Raw genomic sequence first — 17,674 nt, forward strand, 5'->3', positions numbered from 1 at the left:
TTTGCAAAGCAACGGAATATTACATTAGCAGTTTTTACCTAAAATTAAAGCTGTTCTTTTTTTGAAATTGCCACTGTCATCAATATTGTTTTAATAGTTACAGCAGTTAATCAGCATCTAACTAATGAGTGAAATAGAGACTACTTCTTTGCCTGAAACCAAAGCTAGCTCTTGGTGGCAGTGTACCCTCCTGAGCAAAGAGGCAGAGGGGAACGAGGCTATTAGCTGGGGGAGCAAGCCCTTCCCCTGTGCGACAAGCGTTGCGTACAGTTGCTATGCAAGGATTTGCACCGTTTAAATCTTTGGATGCATTTATCGTGGCGGTGCTGTTAGCAATGGCATTACAGGCGTGCTACTACCTCACCAGAGTAAAATTTGGTTCTTGGGTACACCCGCTAAAATTGTTCGCTGGCGGTTCTGATGCCTTTTTGACACCTTTTTCAACTTCTTCTTGTGCGGCGGCAATGCCCATAACCTTTGAAGTTTTGGAAAAAAAGTTGGTTTAAGGGAATCTTCTGTTGCCTTGGGGGTATTAGTAGGAGCAAATTTCAATATTGAAGCAATGTCTGCGTTGTATATTTCTCAATTGATTGAGCGACATCTGAGCCTAGAACAGCAGTTAATTGTCATCCTTACCTCGATTTTTGCATCTGTAGGTGCAACGAATATTCCCAATGCTGGGCTGGTAACAATGACACTGGTGTTCACTTCTGTAGGTTTACCTACCCAGTACATTGCTTTGCTAGTCACCATAGACTGGTTTTTGGATCGCTGCCGCACTGCAATTAATGTAATGTTATAGGAGATATAACTGTCAGTGCTTTACTTGACGGCAAAAAGCCTCGTTCTGTAGACGAGGCTTAGTTTTAGGGCTTTTCAGGTACTTAATGCTGTTGAGGCCCTTTGGCATCACATTCTTTAGCCCAGCAACGTTCTAGAAGTCGAAGACGCCAGATCAATGCAAAGCGTTGGGGATTCAATACTAATTTAGTATCCTGACTAAATAAAGGCTGGTTTAGATACTGCCAAAGAGGAAATTGAATTTTGGTGTGTTTTGGAGCCATAAGAACAACAAATATTATAAAAGTTTAGCGGCCATAGTTGGCATTTTGTTTAACAAGTGCCATACTGTTTTTCTAGTTAAAGGCTACACTGCGTTTTTGCAATTGTCTTGGTGGCAATTGCGGAATTTCAGTAAGTGAATTTATCTTGTTTCCGCTTTAATACTGAAATCGCACACAGCATTTTTCTGATTTCGCATTCTGTGACAAGTCATACTATTTCACAACATTTCTAGTATAGATACGTTGGTAAAAGCATATAAATCTATAACCCTACAGTCAATTTATTTGTTACAAAGATTTTTGGAAGCAATGGCATTGCTATCCAGAATTTTAACTAGGTAGCCTGTTAGAAAACCGAGTAGTGTGGCGTTGAGGTGTCGAATTATAGCTTATAAAAAACTTGTAATTTCTGTTACTAACTGTGAATCTATAATCAATTTGATCATAAGGCTGGTTCTATAGTAATTATTAGTTTTTAAAAGGAGCAATGTCTTGCTCCCCTTAATATTTAGACAATAGTAAAATTAGCGGCAGTGAGTGTTGTGGTACTAATGCCAGTCAGCGTTGCCAAGATTTCATCAGTAGCAGCCACTATGATGTTGTTACCAGTGACACAGCCGCCATTTGCCCGATGCTCCCGCCAGCCTTCTGCCACATCTGACTGGCTGACGGCAGTGACGTATTTAGGTTTTCCTTGCTGCATTGCCAACCCATTCAGGTGACATCTATCTTCTGCCGCCGGCTTGCTGATAAAGGTTGGCTGCCATAAAGGAACAAAACTGTGGGTTTCGCTGACTGTTCCCAAACAGCTAAATAAGTCCCTTTAAACAATAGATAGCTTTGTAGTGCAAAAGTATATTGTATGTAATCTAAAATTTAAAAACCCTCAACATTTGTTTAACGATAGATAATCTAGTAGATAACTAAAATTTACTTGGGTGTACTAAAGTTGCAAAGATTTTTGGAAATGCTATAAGTAAGTTCGTAGTAAAAACTTTAGTCGTTGTTACAAACCCTCAAAACTAACTTGACAAAGTAGTAATCTGCATATCTACAAAAAAATGGGACGGCAAGATGCCTATCCCACAAGAAAAAAGAGAATTTTTGTTATAAAACGCTTTGGCTATATTTGAGCTAAAGCGGTTTCGTTAGGTTAAGTTTCTCACTATTTAATAATGAGTGCCAGTTTTGCGATGGTTAATGGCAGTAACAGCATCAGGCTTGAGTAATTTTCCTTCATCCACAGTTGCATACACAACCCAATGGTCGCCACATTCCAGACGTTGATTGACTGAGCATTCTAAATATGCCAAAGCGTCGGTGAGAACGGTACAGCCGTTATCTGCAACTGCTGTACTAAAGTTGGCAAATCGGTCTTCTCCAGGCGCAAAAGATTTACGGAAATGCTTCATGTAATCTTGATGATTGCCTTCAGGTAGAATATTTAAGGCAAACTTACCGCCTGGATACATCAAAGATTCGATCGCTCGGTCTTTAGCGATCGCCACAGTTAATCCGGGTGGGTTGAAAGTGGCTTGAGAAACCCAAGCGCCTAACATTGCGGTAGACACTTCACCTTGTTTCGCTGTCACCACGCAAACGGAACCAACGATCCGACCAACAGCCTGTTCTACTGGAGTAGCAGCTTGTTGTGGTAAGCGTACCTTTTTAGCCTTTTTCAGTGCTTGGGCAAAATCTGTACCTAGTTCTTCACAGAACTTGAGAGTGACATCATCAGGTTTAAACTTCACCTTTAGGGTGTCAAAGCCAAAGCGATATCCAGCATCCCGGAGTTTACCTTCAATTAAGTCAAAGGCTTCGCCACTCCAGCCATAAGAACCAAATACCCCAGCGAGTTTGCTGTTGTCACCGCTTGATAGCACAATACCTAAAGCTGTATGAATGGGAGTTGGCGCATGACCACCAATGGTAGGAGAACCAATGATAAAACCCTCTGACTGTGCTAGGTTGATGCGAATTTCATCAGGGGTAGCAAATTCGCAGTTAATTGATTTGACTGCGACTCCACCTTTAGTTAATCCCAGAGCGATCGCTTGTGCTAAAGTCGCCGTATTCCCGTAAGCTGAAGCATAAAGTAAGGCAACAGAAATCTCGCGATCGTTGTGAGAACGGCTCCACTCTGCATAAGCTTTGGTGAGTTCGATTAAGCTGGTGCGTACCAATGGGCCGTGACCCACAGCATACATTCTCACTTGCAAATCTGATATTTTCTCCAAAGCTGCTTGCACATGAGGAGTTTGGGGAGCCATCAGGCAGTTAAAGTAGTAACGCTGGTCTTCTTTGAGCGCTTCCCAGTTATCATCAAACGCTTCATCACCACAGAGATGAGTTGCAAATAACTTATCTGTGTAGAGAATTTGGGTTTGCTGATCGTAGGTACAAAGTCCTTCTGGCCAACGTGGGCTGGGAGTGGGTAAGAATTTTAAAACATGACCCTTTCCTAAATCCAGAGTTTCTTTCCCCCGCATCACCAAGACTTTCAAATCCTGATCTAGGAAAGCAGCACGCAAATTGTTCGCACCGGGAAGAGAACAGACAAAAGTTACTTGTGGTGCCAGTTCTAAAATTGCTTTGAGGGTTGCAACTCTATTGGGGCTAAAATGACCCAGGATTATATAATCCAAACTTTGCAAATCTAAAGTCTGGCGCAATGCCTCTAAATAAATTTCGGTAAAGCTTTCTGGCGGTGGATCAATAAGTGCGGTTTTATCAGCTTCAATTAAATAGCAATTGGAGGTAGTACCTCTTTCAAGTGCGTATTCAATTTCAAACCGCAGACGTGACCAACTACGTGCTTTCAGAAGTTTAGTATTTGTAGCAATTGGTAGAACTTGTACGTCGCGTGGCTTGGAATTGGTCATAGCTGTTGGTGAATGGGGAATGGGGAGTGGGGAATGGGGAATGGGAAATGGGGAATGGGAAATGGGGAGTGGGGAATGGGAAATGAGCAAAGACTTGTACAAGTTCTTCTCTGCTCATAAGCTCCCCCGCGTCTTTATTCTCTACTCCCTACTCCCCACTCCCCATTCCCTATTTCTTAGTAGTAATTACCTACTTTGCGATGGCGAACGGCTGTCAATCCATCGTTTTTGGAGACACGACCTTCTTGGACGGTGCAGTATAAAATCCAGTGGTCGCTGCATTCCATGCTGCTCTGGATTTCACATTCCATGTATGCTAGAGCATCAGTCAGAATTGGGGAACCGTTTTTCGCGGTTTGAGTTTTTACCCCAGCAAAACGATCAGCACCAGGATGCAAGCGCTTGAGGAAGTGTTTTTTAAGTTCTTGATAATTGCCTTCTTCCAAAACGTTGAGGACGAAGCGATCGCCTACTTGCATTAAGGAATCAATGGCGCGGTCTTTGGCAACGGCAATTGTTAATCCTAATGGTTGCAAACTCGCTTGTGTTACCCAGGATGCCAGCATTGCACTTGAAGCATTATCTTTTTTGGTGGTGACTATATACAGTCCACTACTAATGCGACCCAATGCCTTTTCCATGTTGACATCAAGGGACTTGATTTGCTTGATGTTGCGATCGCGCACCAGTAATTGTCCGATGTCTTTACCCGCTTCTTCACACAACTGGAATGTAGATGCGCTGGGAACCTCTTTAATCCGAATGGGTGGGAAAGCTTCTTTGATGCCAGAGTTGAGAAATTGTCTGCGGAGTGTATCAATGGGTTCATCATCCCCACCATAACATTCAAACAGCCCAATCAATTGCTTGTTCTTGGCGACAGCTAACACCGAACTGATACCAGCTTGAGCGGCGGCAGAAGTAGTCGGGGGCATACCAATAATAATGCCAGCTGCTCTCCCGGCTAGTTCTTGAATTTCTTGGCTCTCAGCAGTACTCAGATCCAGTACTTCTACCCCAATGCCAGTTTTCAGTATACCTTCGGCAATTGCGTGACCAAGGCGTTCGCCATACCCATAATCTGAGACAAAAAACAAGCCAACTGTTGTTTCTGCTTTAGCTTGTTTTTGGCTCCAATTTTCGTAGCACCCCGTTAGAACATCTAGATGGTGATATAGTAACGGACCGTGACCGTTGGCGATAATATTAATCTTTCCGAGATCACCCATCCGCTTCATCGCATTCAGCAACGAACGAGCGTTAGGGCCCATTAAGCAGTCGTAGTAAAATCTAAAGTCAGCTTCGATTGCTTCTAAATCTTCGTCGAAGGTGCGATCGTCACAGAAGTGCATCCCAAAAGCATCACAGGTGTAGAGAATTTGGGTTTTGCGGTCAAAGCTAAAGATTGTATCTGGCCAGTGCAGGTTAGGCGCACTCACGAATTCCATTTCGTGTCCCTTACCTATATCTATGCGATCGCCAGTTTTGACAACTCGCTTAGAAAATGGATCGTGGACTAACCCTTCTAAAAACTGAAGCGCAACTTTTGATGCTAAAACGGTAGCTCTAGGAGCTAACTGAAGAACATCTTCCACCAAGCCGCTATGGTCTGGCTCTGTGTGGCTGACAATTATGTAATCAATTGTTTTAGGGTTAACAAGACTTTTTAGAGTCTCTAAATACAGATCGCGAAACTTCTGGTGAGAAGTATCAATTAAAACTGTTTGTTCACCCCTAATTAGATATGAATTGTAGGTTGTGCCGTTTTGCAGTCCGAATTCGATATCGAAGCGATCGCGATCCCAATCAAGAGAGCGAATCGCTGTTGTATTAGGGGCAATTTCTACAGTTTGTATAGTTAACCGATGCTGAACGTTCTCTGCGTGGGCATTGCCGGTCGTAGACATCGCTACCATTATTCGTCTCCGAGCGCAAATTAACAGGTTTTTCTTCTGCCCCCATTGTCCCTATTATTTTTATTTTAAGTTGTAATGAATGTCAGTTTTTGAAAAATTTAACTTGTATCAAATACTGCTATTTTTTAGCAATATTTGTAACTCCAAAAATATAGTAAATATTATTTTACTTATCAATACGCAGTGAAACTTTATTTATGCTAATTATCTTATATTTTATAGTCAAAAATTGTCATAATCCTACATTTTTTCGCATGAAATATTAAAAACACCTTAAAAAGCCAAGGCTGTTATAACTATATTGATTTTTGCAAATAACCTACTAAACCCTCAAAAAATAGCAAAAACCACAATAACTCCCTGTAATTATGACGTAAAATGTTGGGCAATTGCAAAATCAATGTCTTAAGAAAATAGATTTATATGTGTAGAAAAAGAAATTTTTTTATTTACTCTCTTCTCACTAAGTCGGAAAGGTAGGAAAGGTAGGAAAGGTAGGAAAGGTAGGAAAGGTAGGACAAGTTGCCTCCACCTTTTCAATCCGCATATAATAGGCTGATAGCATTGTTCTTTCAATAAACTATTTAACACTTTTTGCCTCAAATAAGGATTTTGCTACATAAAATATAAATTTTATGTAAACTTAAGAAAACAGATATTTTTTTGGAGACCATGAAGACACATTCCCAGAGCTGATTTGAATAAAAAGGAGCTAGGCTTGTATATCTTTATTTTGGATATCCAATGTCTAAACTAAGGTAAAAACCATTTTTAAAGTTTCGATGAATCTCCGTAACCATACGAATAATCCCAGAAATTTAATGATACAGTTCTGTATTATCGACCTTATACATTAATCAGGTAAACCCAGCCAATTATTGACGTTGTAGGCATAAGCTAGAGGCTTTGGCTATTAAACAAATATGCCTAAACAGTCTAATAACATCATTTTTGATACGCCTACCTTTTTACATCAATCTATTACTAATGATATATGGCAAGTTTTGATAGCGTTCTCAAGCTAATACTTATTGAATAGTAGCCTTTTAGGTGTCGGCATCTTTAATACTTGTAGCCTAGTGCCTCTAGTGTGTTATTAAATACCAATAAAACAAGTATATGCAATTAAAAAGTAAAAAAATTACCACAAATAAATTTAGGTTTTTCAGAGAGATTGAATTCTGCTTTTTCTAAGTTTTAATTTTTGCCTTGTTCGGTGAATAGGCATAAAAATGACAAAAATTAATTGTGTGAAAGGTTATTTTTTATGGGATGCCGATTGAAAGTCTTTTTAACTGAAGAAGAAAAGTTGACTTTAGAAGAGTTAAGAAAGGCCAAAGATGTTCCTCAACGCACCAAGGATCGTGCTCAAGTTTTACTGCTGAATACTCGTGGCTTAAAAAATGAGCAAATTGCTAAAGGCTTGAACTGGGCAATTTCAACAGTACGTCAAACCCTTCATCGTTGGGAAAAGATGGGTTTAGCAGGTCTGTGGGACGCTCCTGGTCGAGGAGGAAAACCCCGATATTCGGAATCAGACTTGGTTTATCTAGAAAATTGTTTAGCCCAAGAGCCGGAGACTTATAACTCAAAGCAACTCGCAAAAAAACTGGCATCTGAGCGTCAAGTAAGCTTGAGTGCAGACCGATTAAGACGGGTACTTAAAACAAGGGGAAGAAGGTTTGGAAGCCCACGTAAACAACCCCAGGAACAAAATAATTAAAGCCTAAATCTATCCTATAATTTATCCCACTTACAGAGGATTTTGCTGTTAGGAGATACAATAAAAACAATAGGTAAACCAATTTTGGAAGTGTTGAGGAAAGCTGAGTAACATAGCAATTAGCAACTTATCAATCGTTTCCGAAGTCTTTGGTGCAAAACGACACAGAAAAGCTTTTAGTTGTGACCATAACATTTCAATAGGGTTGAAGTCAGGTCAATAAGGGGAAATACAGCAGGTTGCAAGTAAGGTACAAAATGCAGGACTTAGGGTTTAAATATAAAGATAAAGAGTTTCTACCTCCTGCCTGAAAGCCCGTAGCTTTGTACTTTATACAAAGGAAAACTGCTGTATAACTAGCTGTCTTTACATGGCAAAAAACAAAATCCACCTTGATAGTAAATTACTAGGTGGACTTGTTAACTATTTTTAGTGGATCCGAGCAGAGTCGAACTGCTGTCCAAATTGGGTATTGACCCCCCGCTCATTCACAGGTTTAGCCTTTCTGACCCTCAAGGCGGGAATCGTTCATTATCCCGAACGTAGGATGCTCTGATTTAATCTTAGCTAGCAAGCCAACCAGAGAACGCTTGCTAGAGCATCCGTTGGGGGTTGGTCTTCAGTCCTTAACGGAGTCAAACTAAAGACGCTCGAACCTGTAAGAGGTTTTTAGGCAGCTGCTACTAGAGCAGGCTTACGAGCAAAGCTAACGATGTTATTCGCATTTACTTTTTGTTTGAGCCTTTGATTTCCGAGAGGAGACTCACTCTCGACCTGAATCACAGAGCAGCGTTCGCCAACCTGTCGAAACCGTGACGGACCCATGCGCTTCATAATTCAATTATAATACGCAATTCTTGAATTCGTAATTCGTAATTCGTAATTAATTAGGACTTACGCAAAACTATATGCGGTAGGGGCAATACCCTGCGGGAAGCCGCTTTGCGTCTACATGAATTGCCCCTACGTGACAATAAGGCTTTTGGCTATTGATTGCGTAAGTCCTGTTAATAATCAAGTTAGGATGTATAGCTCTAATTACTCAAAATAGCCAATCGCTAATTTTAAAACCATTAGCAATTGGCTATTTCCCATAATCCACAACAGGTATTTTCCTAAGTTAGTGCTTCAGCACCGCCTACAACCTCAAGAAGTTCTTGGGTAATTGCAGCTTGTCGGGCTTTGTTGTAAGACAGCGTAAGGGTGTTAATCAGTTCACCGGCATTTTCACTGGCATTACTCATGGCTGTCATCCGGGCTGCTAGTTCACTAGCCGCCGATTCTTGGAGCGCTCGCAATAGCTGGTTACTCAGATACAGGGGCAACAGTGAATCGAGAATCTGCACTGGATCTTGCTCAAAAATCATATCAGGAGCCAACGGACGGACTTGGCTAGTCACTTTCTCCCGTTCGACTTGAAATTGACCACCACGGGTTGTCAAGCGAAAGATTTCGTCATCGCCTGCTTCTAGTCCCTGTGGATCGAGTGGTAGTAAGGTTTGTATCACAGGACGAGAGCTAACCAAGGAGACAAATCTGGTATAGATTAATTCGATGCGGTCTACTTCTTCGGAAAGGAACAAGGAAAGTAGTTGATCGGCAATCTGGTTGGCTTCGGCTGCGGTAGGAATTTGCTCTAAGCCACTGTAAGTCTCATCAATAGGCTGATCGCGGCGTTGAAAGTACTGTGTAGCTTTACGCCCTACAAGCACAAATTTATAGTCTAAACCTTCTGCTTTGATTTCTTTGGCGCGGTTTTCTGCACGACGGATAACGTTACTATTGTAGCCGCCGCATAGACCGCGATCACCTGAAATTACCAATAGCCCGACTGACTTAACTTCTCTTTTTCTCAGTAGTGGTAGGTTTGCTTCTTCAAACCGCAGACGGCTTTGCAAACCATACAATACTTGTGCCAAGCGATCAGCAAAGGGGCGAGTCGCTAGCACTTGTTCTTGCGCCCGCCGCACTCTAGCCGCAGCTACGAGACGCATGGCTTCTGTGATTTTTTTGGTATTTTTGACCGACTGAATGCGATCGCGTATTGCTTTTAGATTGGCCATATTCTTGAGTTAGGAGTTAGGAGTTAGGAGTTAGGAGTTAAGAGCTAGGAGTATTTCATTAACTTTTAACTCTTAACTCTTCACTCCTCACTTTAATTACGCTGCTGCTTTGAAGGTCTTCTTGTATTCGGTAAGTGCTTCCTTTAAGGCAGCTTCTTCTGCATCACCTAGTGCTTTGGAGGCTCTTACTCCTTCGGCATACTGGGTTTTACCAGTCTTTAAGTACTCCCGCAGACCTTGGGTAAAGGTTGTGACTTTATCTACAGGAACGTCATCCAGGTAACCATTGATACCAGCGTAAAGAATTGCTACTTGCTCGTATACCGAGAGTGGCGAATTTTGTGGCTGCTTGAGGAGTTCGCGTAACCGTTGACCCCGTGCCAACTGGTCTTGAGTGGCTTTATCTAAGTCAGAAGCAAATTGAGCGAAGGCTTGCAAGTCGTCAAATTGGGCTAGTTCCAATTTAATCTTACCAGCAACTTTTTTCATTGCCTTGGTTTGCGCCGCAGAACCCACGCGGGATACGGAAATACCGGGGTTCACAGCCGGACGGATACCAGCGTTGAACAAGTCAGAAGATAGGAATATCTGACCATCAGTAATGGAAATTACGTTGGTGGGGATGTATGCTGAAACGTCACCAGCTTGGGTTTCGATGATTGGTAGGGCGGTCATACTGCCTTTACCTAATTCATCACTCAGCTTTGCTGCTCTTTCTAGCAAGCGGGAGTGAATGTAGAATACATCACCGGGGTAAGCTTCGCGTCCGGGTGGGCGACGTAGCAGTAGTGACATTTGGCGATAAGCTTGGGCTTGTTTGGAAAGATCGTCGTAAATTACCAGCGTAGCTTTGCCTTTGTACATAAAGTACTCAGCAATAGTTGCGCCTGTGTAAGGAGCTAGGTATTGTAGTGTTGCTGGTTCACTGGCACTAGCTGCGACGACGATGGTATAATCCATTGCGCCTTTTTCTTGCAATGTCTGCACCACGTTAGCTACGGTGGAAGCCTTTTGACCGATCGCAACGTATACACAAATTACATCTTCTTCTTTTTGGTTGATGATTGTGTCGATCGCGATCGCAGTTTTACCAGTTTGACGGTCACCGATAATCAATTCTCGTTGACCACGACCGATAGGAATCATTGAGTCAATAGCTGTGATACCCGTTTGCATGGGTTCGTGTACTGACCGACGAGCAATGATACCAGGTGCTGGAGATTCAATCAAACGGCTGTCTGAAGTCTTGATGTCTCCCTTACCATCAATGGGACGACCCAAAGCGTCTACAACTCGTCCAATTAAAGCTTCTCCTACGGGTACTTGGGCAATTCTACCGGTAGCGGTTACAGAGCTACCTTCTTGAATTTCTAGCCCTTCACCCATGAGTACCGCGCCCACATTGTCTTCTTCTAAGTTTTGGGCGATGCCAATTGTACCATCTTCAAATTCCAAAAGTTCCCCAGACATAGCCTTTTCCAGACCATAAATCCGGGCAATACCGTCACCTACTTGTAGGACGGTACCAACGTTAGCAACTTTGACCTCTTGATCATATTGCTCGATTTGTTGTTGGATAATGCTGCTAATTTCGTCAGGTCTAATTGATATGCTCATGTGTCTATCTTGTTTGCTTTTGAGACGGGAAAATTCAATAGTTAGGAGTGATGAGTTAAGAGTGATGAGTTAAGAGTGATGAGTTAAAAAAGCAAAGGTTAAAAGTTAAAAGTCAAAATAAATTATTGTTTACTTAACTCCTAACTCCTAACTTTTAACTCCTAACTCCTAACTTCTAACTCCTAACCTTCTAGCTGTTGGTTAAGCGCAATGAAAGGCGGCGCAGCTGACCCCGGATACTGGCATCAATTACTTGCGAACCTACTTTAATGATCACACCACCAATTAACTCACTGTCTACCTTGGTTTCTAGTTCTACCTGGCGAGCATTAGTTATGGCAATCACTTTTTCTGTGATTGCCTGCTGTTGAGCTTCTGTGAGGGGAACGGCTGAAACTACTTCCGCTAATACGGTTTGATTCAGCTGCCGCAACAGCGCCAGATATTGTTGAAAAATAGATTCCAAGAATGCAATGCGGCGTTTGTCTACTAGTACCAACAAAAAGTTGCGTAAGTAGGGGTTAGAGCCTTCACCGAGTATTTGTTTGATGAGAGCTTTTTTGTTCTCAGCCTGAATAAACGGGTTGCTGAAGAAGTTGTGTAGCTGTTTGTCTGCTCTTAACAGTCCCAGGAAAGTCCGCGCATCTTCCCCGAATTCTTCTGTCAAATTTTTCGATTGCGCTATTGACAAAAGTGCCTGTGCGTAGGGTTGGGCTACTTCAGCTGTCGCTACCTGACTTGTCATACATTGCCTCCCAGTTGTGCGATGCTGCGATCAATTAAACCTTGTTGAGCATCGTCAGCAATCCCGCCTTTGAGTTGTGATTCGACTTTCTGCAATGCTAGTGTAGCAACTCGTTGCCGTAGTTGAGCGATCGCTCGCTCTGTTTCGGTGTTTAAATCTGCTGCTGCTGTTTGTTTCAGGCGTTCTACGTCTTGCACTGCCTTCGCTAACAAGGCTTCTTTTGTCTTTTGAGCGTTTTCTACGGCCGATTGGCGAATACGTTCTGCTTCTGCCTGAGATTGCTTCAACTGCTCTTGTGCTTGGGAAAGGGCAGTCTTTGCCTCTTTTAAGCGCCCTTCGGCTTCCTGAATTGCGGTGGCAATATTGGATTGTCGCTCGTTCAGGATATTGCTTAAAACTTTACGTCCGAAGTAGAATAATATGCCAATCAGAATCGTTAGATTGATCAGATTGGTTTCAAAAATGTCTAGGTTTAGACCGAAACCACCTTCTGCTGCGCCTTCTGCCAATTCAGAGTGAACAGCGTTCGCTTCTGCGGCAAGTAATAAGAATGTCCCCATGATACCCATTTACAAGTGCGCTGCTCGCTTGCTAATACGTTGTATTTTCCTCTAGGGAAATGAAATTAAGTATCTTTTCCCGGTACAGAAATTTAAGTATCTTTCCCCAGAAGGGAAAAAGTGCCTTTTTTTGACACTTAAATTTTGCGCTCTGGACTAGGGCCCAGCTGCGCGTATGCTTTCACGGAGCCAGTCTGGTTAGCTTATCTAACTGGAGTTGGCCCCAATAGTTTTTCTAGAATCTGTCTGCTTAGAGCATCAACTTGTTGCTCTAAGGTACGAAAAGCTTCTTGCTTTTGTTGTTCTATTTCAACAGAAGCTTGTTCTCGTTGAGACTGAGCTTCTTTTTGGGCTTCAGCAATTTTCTCGGCAGTAATTTTCTTAGCTTCAAGTTGAGCTGCTTCTACGGTAGCTTGCGATTGTCTGCGAGCGTCTGCGAGTTGCTGCTCATATTCGGTAGCCAAGCGCTCGGCTTTAGCCAAGCTCTCCCGCGCCTCAAGGGTATTCGTTCGGATGTAACTATCGCGATCGTCTAGTACCTTGGTCAGTGGCTTATAGAAAATTGCATTCAACAAAGCTGCCAATAGCAGGAATTGCAATGCCATGAAGGGCAAGGTAGCATCGAAATCAAACATTTGTCTCCTCTTTGGCTGGAGTAGCAGTTTTCATGGCTAGCAACATCATCCAACCTTTCATATTTTAGAGACCCATAGCCAACAAGGGTCAACTGAACATTATAACTATTGAGATACCCAAAACATTTCGATTGTAGAGGCGTGATGATTCACGTCTCCACACTCGCGAAAATTTTCAGGTATTAGCCGAAAGGATTAGCGAACAGCAATACTAGGGCAATTACTAGACCATAGATAGTTAAGGATTCCATGAATGCCAAGGTTAATAGCAGAGTACCGCGAATTTTTCCTTCTGCTTCAGGTTGACGAGCAATACCTTCTACTGCTTGTCCAGCAGCGTTTCCTTGACCAATACCAGGGCCAATTGCAGCTAAACCAATCGCTAAAGCAGCAGCGAGAACTGAAGCAGCCTGAACTAATGGATCCATGTTGATTTTCCTTGCTTTGATTACAAAACTAACAAAAGTACGTTAACGATTAGAAACGTGGTTTTCACGCTGCACATGAGTTCATTTGATCGCGCTTTGCGATGTTTTGAGCGAAAATGCTCTTGGAACCGTGCTATCAACTGAGAAGTTTAATGCTCCTCATGTTCATCTCCGCCATGCCCCTCCATTGCCTCATGAATGTATGCTCCGGCTAGGGTGGCAAAAACCAGGGCTTGGATGGCACTGGTAAATAAACCCAAGGCCATTACAGGCAGAGGTACAAATAGAGGAACTAGCAGCACCAGCACCGCTACTACCAACTCATCCGCCAAAATATTACCAAATAGACGGAAGCTTAGGGAGAGGGGCTTGGTGAAATCTTCTAGAATTGCGATCGGCAACAAAACAGGTGTTGGCTCTATATATTTCTTAAAGTAGCCTAAACCCCGTTTGCTAAAACCTGCGTAAAAGTACGCTAAGGAGGTTAGCAATGCCAATGCAACAGTCGTATTGATGTCATTGGTGGGAGCTGCCAATTCGCCCGAAGGTAGCCTGATGAGCTTCCAGGGAATTAGTGCGCCTGACCAGTTCGATACGAAAATAAACAAGAACAATGTGCCAATAAATGGCACCCAAGGGCGGTACTCTTTCTCACCAAGTTGGTTTTTTGCCAAATCACGGATAAATTCTAAGGCATATTCCATCAAATTTTGGATGCCCTTGGGAATTCTTTGTGCGTTGCGAGTAGCAGCGATTGAAGCCACTACTAAAATGCTAATCACAAACCATGAGGTGAGAAAAACTTGCCCATGAATTTTAAGATTGCCCAACTGCCAGTAGAAATGATGACCTACTTCTAATGCAGCGAGGGGAAAAGAATTAAAGGCGTTTAAGACACTAAGCATTTGCATTCTTCAAGCTTTTTCCCCAACGAGCGAGGATGGGATTACTATCTTTAGTGAGCCTGACTTTTTAAGAATCAGGAATGAACGCAATTTGCACCATATAGACGAGGAGCGTGGCTTTGTAAGTTAAAAATCCCAAAAAAATGGGCAGAATCTGTAGCTCACGCCATTGACTTGCCACGATCATCACTCCAATAAAGAGAGCAAAACGAGTTTTGCTCAGACTGGTTTTCTCACTACCAAGCTGCTCAACGTCTCTAGCCAACATTTTTAAGTAAACCACACCTGTACACGCCCCAATTAAATAATTTAGGGCAATGTTTAAGGAATAAAAAATCCACACAGAGATAAAAATAACCCCCGTCAAGACAAGCGTGATTACCAACAATCGCTGGAAGAGTTGATGGAACTCTTGCATGGAGTTACCTGATTCTGTGTCTCCAGAACCAGTTTTAGCATCTTGTTGCGTTGTCGGAGTGGGCGCAATTGATTCGTCTGACAAGCTCACGGGACTTGAAACCAGTACAGTTAAATATGATGACTGCACATTCAGTCAGCTGAATCATATCACGATCCGGTAACAATACTTTAGGAAAAAACAATTAACTTCTTGGCAACGTTACACAGTCAGTAAGATCGCGCTCACAGAAGCGAGAGAGCGCCTGATGATGTGAGAGAGCGAGGGATTCAATAATCAATAGTTGTTGCCTGAAAATTCAAAATTTCTTCCAATTCCAGTTTTTTTGAGTGAATAATTCTCCTCCAAAGTCGTTACATAACATCTTGGTGTTTGAATTAAGTCGGTGTCAATAAAATCAACTGGTGCTTGAGGAGCGTATGAACGTGCCGCAAATCAAAAATCGTAGAGTAGCGGCAAGTCATTAAACATCGCACCACTGCTGAATTCCAGAAAGCTCCAACTTTTGGGATGTACAATACCCTGTTTCTTAGGCACTTTCCTAATTTACATTAATTTGCCAAAAGTGGTGATGGGCGATCGCTGCTCACGACGAGTATAAATTGACAAATCTTAACTTAGTATCAAATGTCAAGTGTAATTAAGCAGGTGTCAATAAAATCAGCTGCTGCTGAAGAAGCGTTCTTACCCCATCCAATCCCAGTTGCACACCTGTTAAAATATCTGCCACTGTTGAATTAGCATCACATTTTTGCATAAATTCAAACTCTGGTACAGATAAATTAACAATCTGGTAATCGTAATTAAAGAAACATTGGCTGGGAAATCCTTCAATACAAGGATTAAGTTCGGGAATGGCTGCCAGTAGGGCGTTATCGTCTGACCAGTCGGACTTAATTAAGGGAGGACGACCGAGGAAAAATTCGTAATGAGTTACTTCTGGATCTAGTAATTCTATCAGGCGGTAAACCTGGCGATCGCTCAAATCTTTTGCTCGTTCAACTAACTCTGGTGCTTTGCCCAAAAGTCTCTGCAAATCCCAGAAACTCGGATTTGAGAAACCAATAAATTCCAATCCCGAAGCATCTATTAATTCAAACAGCGTCTCAATGTTGTAGTCAATTTCCTGGGGATGTACGTACATATCCGCAAAGTTTTCATCTTTGTGATTTTCTAATGACCAACGCTGTTTATCGTATTTGACAATTCGGTTATTTTCTGGTAAGGAGGCAAATATTTGTCGTCCGACTTGGACACCATCGCGGTAGTCGCCTTTTTTGTCACCTTGAAGAAGTGCGATCGCTTTTTGCATGAGTTGAATTTCCCAGCGTCCCAATTCCCCGTACACAAAAATGTGCATTAAGCCGCCTGGGGCTAACTTTTTCGCCAAAGCTTGAATACCGCGAATTGGATCGGAGGTATGATGCAAAACACCAACACAGTTGATTAAATCAAACTCACCCGGTAACTGTTCCACATCAAACAAGCTGAGGTGATGAAATTCAACGCGGGTAGCCCCTGAACGCTGACAACGTTCTTTTGCTACAGCTAAAGCGCCAGTACTGAGATCAATTCCCACAACAGAAGCTTGAGGATTAAGGTGAACTAAGTACTCTGTACTCACACCAGTGCCGCAACCTGCATCTAAAATCCGAATATCTTGCCTTTGGGGTTTTTGACCTGTGCAGAAGTTATGAGCAGCTAGCCAATTCCAGCGCCAGTTGTAGCCTGGGGGTGGTTCATCCAACAGGGCTTCTGGCGGAAAGGGGTAAGTATTGTAGAGTTTGGCAACAGCAGCACTAACACTTTGGGAATCGGACATGATGAGGAATAACGCAGCATTTCTGAGTTTAACGGATAGTGGATCATTAGGGCAAAGATTACTATTACTTATTTCCTGCTAATTATCCAACAGCAAAGTCAGTAAATTCGCGTTTATAAGGAGCATGAAATCCTAATACAATATCTTCTTTAGATACACCAGCAGCAATTAATTCATTAGCGATGCCGATTTCTGTACCATCTCTTTGTATCCAAATTTTTTTGTCTTTGATATCAACATGAATGATGACTCCATAAATTCTCCGTTGTTCTTTCCAGCCAATATTTAAGACTTGATAATGATGGCGTTCTGCGTCAAACAACAATTGAACCTCTGTCCCATTAGCCACATCATTCGCGGAATGGTTACTTAAAATATCTTGAATGATTTGAGAGTAATTTATTCCTTCCATAAAACAATGTCCTGACTTAAGGAATTAAATATTAAAAGTTTAATTTGATATTCTTTTAAAGAATCTTGAATAAATTGACGTGAGAAAAAGTCTTGGTATGTATCTTGGCTAATAGCTAGATATAGAATGCGTTCTGGTTCTTCTTTTTTTAATGCTAGTCGATAATTCAAGGTTTGACCTAAAGCGAGATGAAATTCTGTTACTTCAGATGCACCTACAAAGGATTTAATTTCTACAGCTATTTTTTGACCTTGTTTTTGTGCTGCTAATAGTCTTTCTGCTCCTAAATCCACAAAAAATTCAATATCATCAACTTTTAGATGCAGTGGATCATGGGTAATTATCCAACCATCTTTTTCTAAAGCAGTGCGGACAGATTGATGAAATATATCTTTAGAAGGCATAGGTATCGTAAAATCTGGCAACAGTAGCGCTAGCAGTATGGGAGCCTAACATTTCACGAGCAATATTGCAGCAATTCTGA

Annotated in this window: 16 protein-coding genes, 1 other RNA gene and 1 pseudogene; 2 read left to right on the plus strand and 16 right to left on the minus strand. The window is 42.1% G+C overall.

What is annotated here, in order from left to right:
• Positions 1 to 263 precede the first annotated feature (263 nt).
• Positions 264 to 864, plus strand: a pseudogene (locus H6G96_RS12890) (cation:dicarboxylase symporter family transporter); the annotation flags it as partial.
• Positions 865 to 884: 20 nt separating this feature from the next.
• On the opposite strand, the gene H6G96_RS12895 reads toward H6G96_RS12890, so the two are convergent.
• The 4 genes from H6G96_RS12895 to H6G96_RS12910 all read right to left on the minus strand — a co-directional run bounded on the left by H6G96_RS12895 (position 885) and on the right by H6G96_RS12910 (position 5,862).
• Positions 885 to 1,064, minus strand: a complete 180-nt coding sequence (locus H6G96_RS12895; RefSeq protein WP_190911831.1) for a hypothetical protein — start codon at positions 1,062 to 1,064, stop codon at positions 885 to 887.
• A gap of 508 nt (positions 1,065 to 1,572) precedes the next feature.
• A complete protein-coding gene (locus H6G96_RS12900) occupies positions 1,573 to 1,869 on the minus strand; it encodes a DUF4915 domain-containing protein (RefSeq protein WP_199339518.1) in 297 nt (98 codons plus the stop codon).
• Between the two features lie 364 nt (positions 1,870 to 2,233).
• The gene (locus tag H6G96_RS12905) at positions 2,234 to 3,946 is read right to left on the minus strand and encodes a diflavin flavoprotein (RefSeq protein ID WP_190911832.1); all 1,713 of its coding nucleotides are present in this window, start codon (positions 3,944 to 3,946) and stop codon (positions 2,234 to 2,236) included.
• 176 nt (positions 3,947 to 4,122) lie between these two features.
• On the minus strand, positions 4,123 to 5,862 hold the full coding sequence (locus H6G96_RS12910; protein WP_190911833.1) for a diflavin flavoprotein: 1,740 nt from the start codon (positions 5,860 to 5,862) through the stop codon (positions 4,123 to 4,125).
• A gap of 1,267 nt (positions 5,863 to 7,129) precedes the next feature.
• Here H6G96_RS12910 and H6G96_RS12915 point away from each other — a divergent pair.
• Positions 7,130 to 7,585, plus strand: coding sequence for a helix-turn-helix domain-containing protein (locus tag H6G96_RS12915; protein ID WP_190911834.1), 456 nt, complete (start codon positions 7,130 to 7,132; stop codon positions 7,583 to 7,585).
• A gap of 430 nt (positions 7,586 to 8,015) precedes the next feature.
• Here the strand turns inward: H6G96_RS12915 and ssrA are convergent.
• From ssrA to H6G96_RS12975, 12 genes are all read right to left on the minus strand, one after another.
• Positions 8,016 to 8,408: a transfer-messenger RNA gene (gene ssrA, locus H6G96_RS12920) on the minus strand.
• A gap of 292 nt (positions 8,409 to 8,700) precedes the next feature.
• On the minus strand, positions 8,701 to 9,648 hold the full coding sequence (locus tag H6G96_RS12925; RefSeq protein WP_190911835.1) for a F0F1 ATP synthase subunit gamma: 948 nt from the start codon (positions 9,646 to 9,648) through the stop codon (positions 8,701 to 8,703).
• A 96-nt stretch (positions 9,649 to 9,744) separates the two neighbouring features.
• On the minus strand, positions 9,745 to 11,265 hold the full coding sequence (gene atpA, locus H6G96_RS12930; protein WP_190911836.1) for a F0F1 ATP synthase subunit alpha: 1,521 nt from the start codon (positions 11,263 to 11,265) through the stop codon (positions 9,745 to 9,747).
• A gap of 190 nt (positions 11,266 to 11,455) precedes the next feature.
• Entirely contained in the window at positions 11,456 to 12,010 is a 555-nt protein-coding gene (gene atpH, locus H6G96_RS12935; protein WP_190911837.1) for an ATP synthase F1 subunit delta, read from the minus strand.
• Positions 12,007 to 12,579 carry a F0F1 ATP synthase subunit B gene (locus tag H6G96_RS12940; RefSeq protein ID WP_190911838.1) on the minus strand — a complete coding sequence of 191 codons (573 nt, stop codon included), beginning with the start codon at positions 12,577 to 12,579 and terminating at the stop codon, positions 12,007 to 12,009. The genes atpH and H6G96_RS12940 overlap by 4 nt, the downstream gene beginning before the upstream one ends.
• Positions 12,580 to 12,773: 194 nt before the next feature.
• The gene (locus H6G96_RS12945) at positions 12,774 to 13,205 is read right to left on the minus strand and encodes a F0F1 ATP synthase subunit B' (protein WP_190894666.1); all 432 of its coding nucleotides are present in this window, start codon (positions 13,203 to 13,205) and stop codon (positions 12,774 to 12,776) included.
• Between the two features lie 182 nt (positions 13,206 to 13,387).
• The gene (gene atpE / locus H6G96_RS12950; protein ID WP_012411162.1) at positions 13,388 to 13,633 is read right to left on the minus strand and encodes an ATP synthase F0 subunit C; all 246 of its coding nucleotides are present in this window, start codon (positions 13,631 to 13,633) and stop codon (positions 13,388 to 13,390) included.
• Between the two features lie 149 nt (positions 13,634 to 13,782).
• Entirely contained in the window at positions 13,783 to 14,544 is a 762-nt protein-coding gene (atpB, locus tag H6G96_RS12955; protein WP_181984851.1) for a F0F1 ATP synthase subunit A, read from the minus strand.
• A gap of 61 nt (positions 14,545 to 14,605) precedes the next feature.
• Positions 14,606 to 15,046, minus strand: coding sequence for an ATP synthase subunit I (locus H6G96_RS12960; RefSeq protein WP_190911839.1), 441 nt, complete (start codon positions 15,044 to 15,046; stop codon positions 14,606 to 14,608).
• 550 nt (positions 15,047 to 15,596) lie between these two features.
• A complete protein-coding gene (locus H6G96_RS12965) occupies positions 15,597 to 16,778 on the minus strand; it encodes a class I SAM-dependent methyltransferase (RefSeq protein ID WP_190911840.1) in 1,182 nt (393 codons plus the stop codon).
• Between the two features lie 82 nt (positions 16,779 to 16,860).
• A complete protein-coding gene (locus tag H6G96_RS12970) occupies positions 16,861 to 17,190 on the minus strand; it encodes a XisI protein (RefSeq protein ID WP_190911841.1) in 330 nt (109 codons plus the stop codon).
• The gene (locus H6G96_RS12975; protein WP_190911842.1) at positions 17,178 to 17,594 is read right to left on the minus strand and encodes a XisH family protein; all 417 of its coding nucleotides are present in this window, start codon (positions 17,592 to 17,594) and stop codon (positions 17,178 to 17,180) included. Before H6G96_RS12975 ends, H6G96_RS12970 begins: the two co-directional genes overlap by 13 nt.
• Positions 17,595 to 17,674: the final 80 nt, after the last annotated feature.

The organism is Nostoc sp. FACHB-892 (genome assembly GCF_014698795.1).
In the GTDB taxonomy this organism is placed as follows: Bacteria; Cyanobacteriota; Cyanobacteriia; order Cyanobacteriales; family Nostocaceae; genus Nostoc.

Excerpts from the sequence above, each read along its gene's own strand:
- H6G96_RS12895 (WP_190911831.1), bottom strand. The coding sequence starts at position 1,064 with ATGGCTCCAAAACACACCAAAATTCAATTTCCTCTTTGGCAGTATCTA.
- H6G96_RS12905 (WP_190911832.1), bottom strand. The coding sequence starts at position 3,946 with ATGACCAATTCCAAGCCACGCGACGTACAAGTTCTACCAATTGCTACA.
- H6G96_RS12910 (WP_190911833.1), bottom strand. The coding sequence starts at position 5,862 with ATGGTAGCGATGTCTACGACCGGCAATGCCCACGCAGAGAACGTTCAG.
- H6G96_RS12915 (WP_190911834.1), top strand. The coding sequence starts at position 7,130 with ATGGGATGCCGATTGAAAGTCTTTTTAACTGAAGAAGAAAAGTTGACT.
- H6G96_RS12925 (WP_190911835.1), bottom strand. The coding sequence starts at position 9,648 with ATGGCCAATCTAAAAGCAATACGCGATCGCATTCAGTCGGTCAAAAAT.
- atpA (WP_190911836.1), bottom strand. The coding sequence starts at position 11,265 with ATGAGCATATCAATTAGACCTGACGAAATTAGCAGCATTATCCAACAA.
- atpH (WP_190911837.1), bottom strand. The coding sequence starts at position 12,010 with ATGACAAGTCAGGTAGCGACAGCTGAAGTAGCCCAACCCTACGCACAG.
- H6G96_RS12940 (WP_190911838.1), bottom strand. The coding sequence starts at position 12,579 with ATGGGTATCATGGGGACATTCTTATTACTTGCCGCAGAAGCGAACGCT.
- H6G96_RS12945 (WP_190894666.1), bottom strand. The coding sequence starts at position 13,205 with ATGTTTGATTTCGATGCTACCTTGCCCTTCATGGCATTGCAATTCCTG.
- atpE (WP_012411162.1), bottom strand. The coding sequence starts at position 13,633 with ATGGATCCATTAGTTCAGGCTGCTTCAGTTCTCGCTGCTGCTTTAGCG.
- atpB (WP_181984851.1), bottom strand. The coding sequence starts at position 14,544 with ATGCAAATGCTTAGTGTCTTAAACGCCTTTAATTCTTTTCCCCTCGCT.
- H6G96_RS12965 (WP_190911840.1), bottom strand. The coding sequence starts at position 16,778 with ATGTCCGATTCCCAAAGTGTTAGTGCTGCTGTTGCCAAACTCTACAAT.
- H6G96_RS12970 (WP_190911841.1), bottom strand. The coding sequence starts at position 17,190 with ATGGAAGGAATAAATTACTCTCAAATCATTCAAGATATTTTAAGTAAC.
- H6G96_RS12975 (WP_190911842.1), bottom strand. The coding sequence starts at position 17,594 with ATGCCTTCTAAAGATATATTTCATCAATCTGTCCGCACTGCTTTAGAA.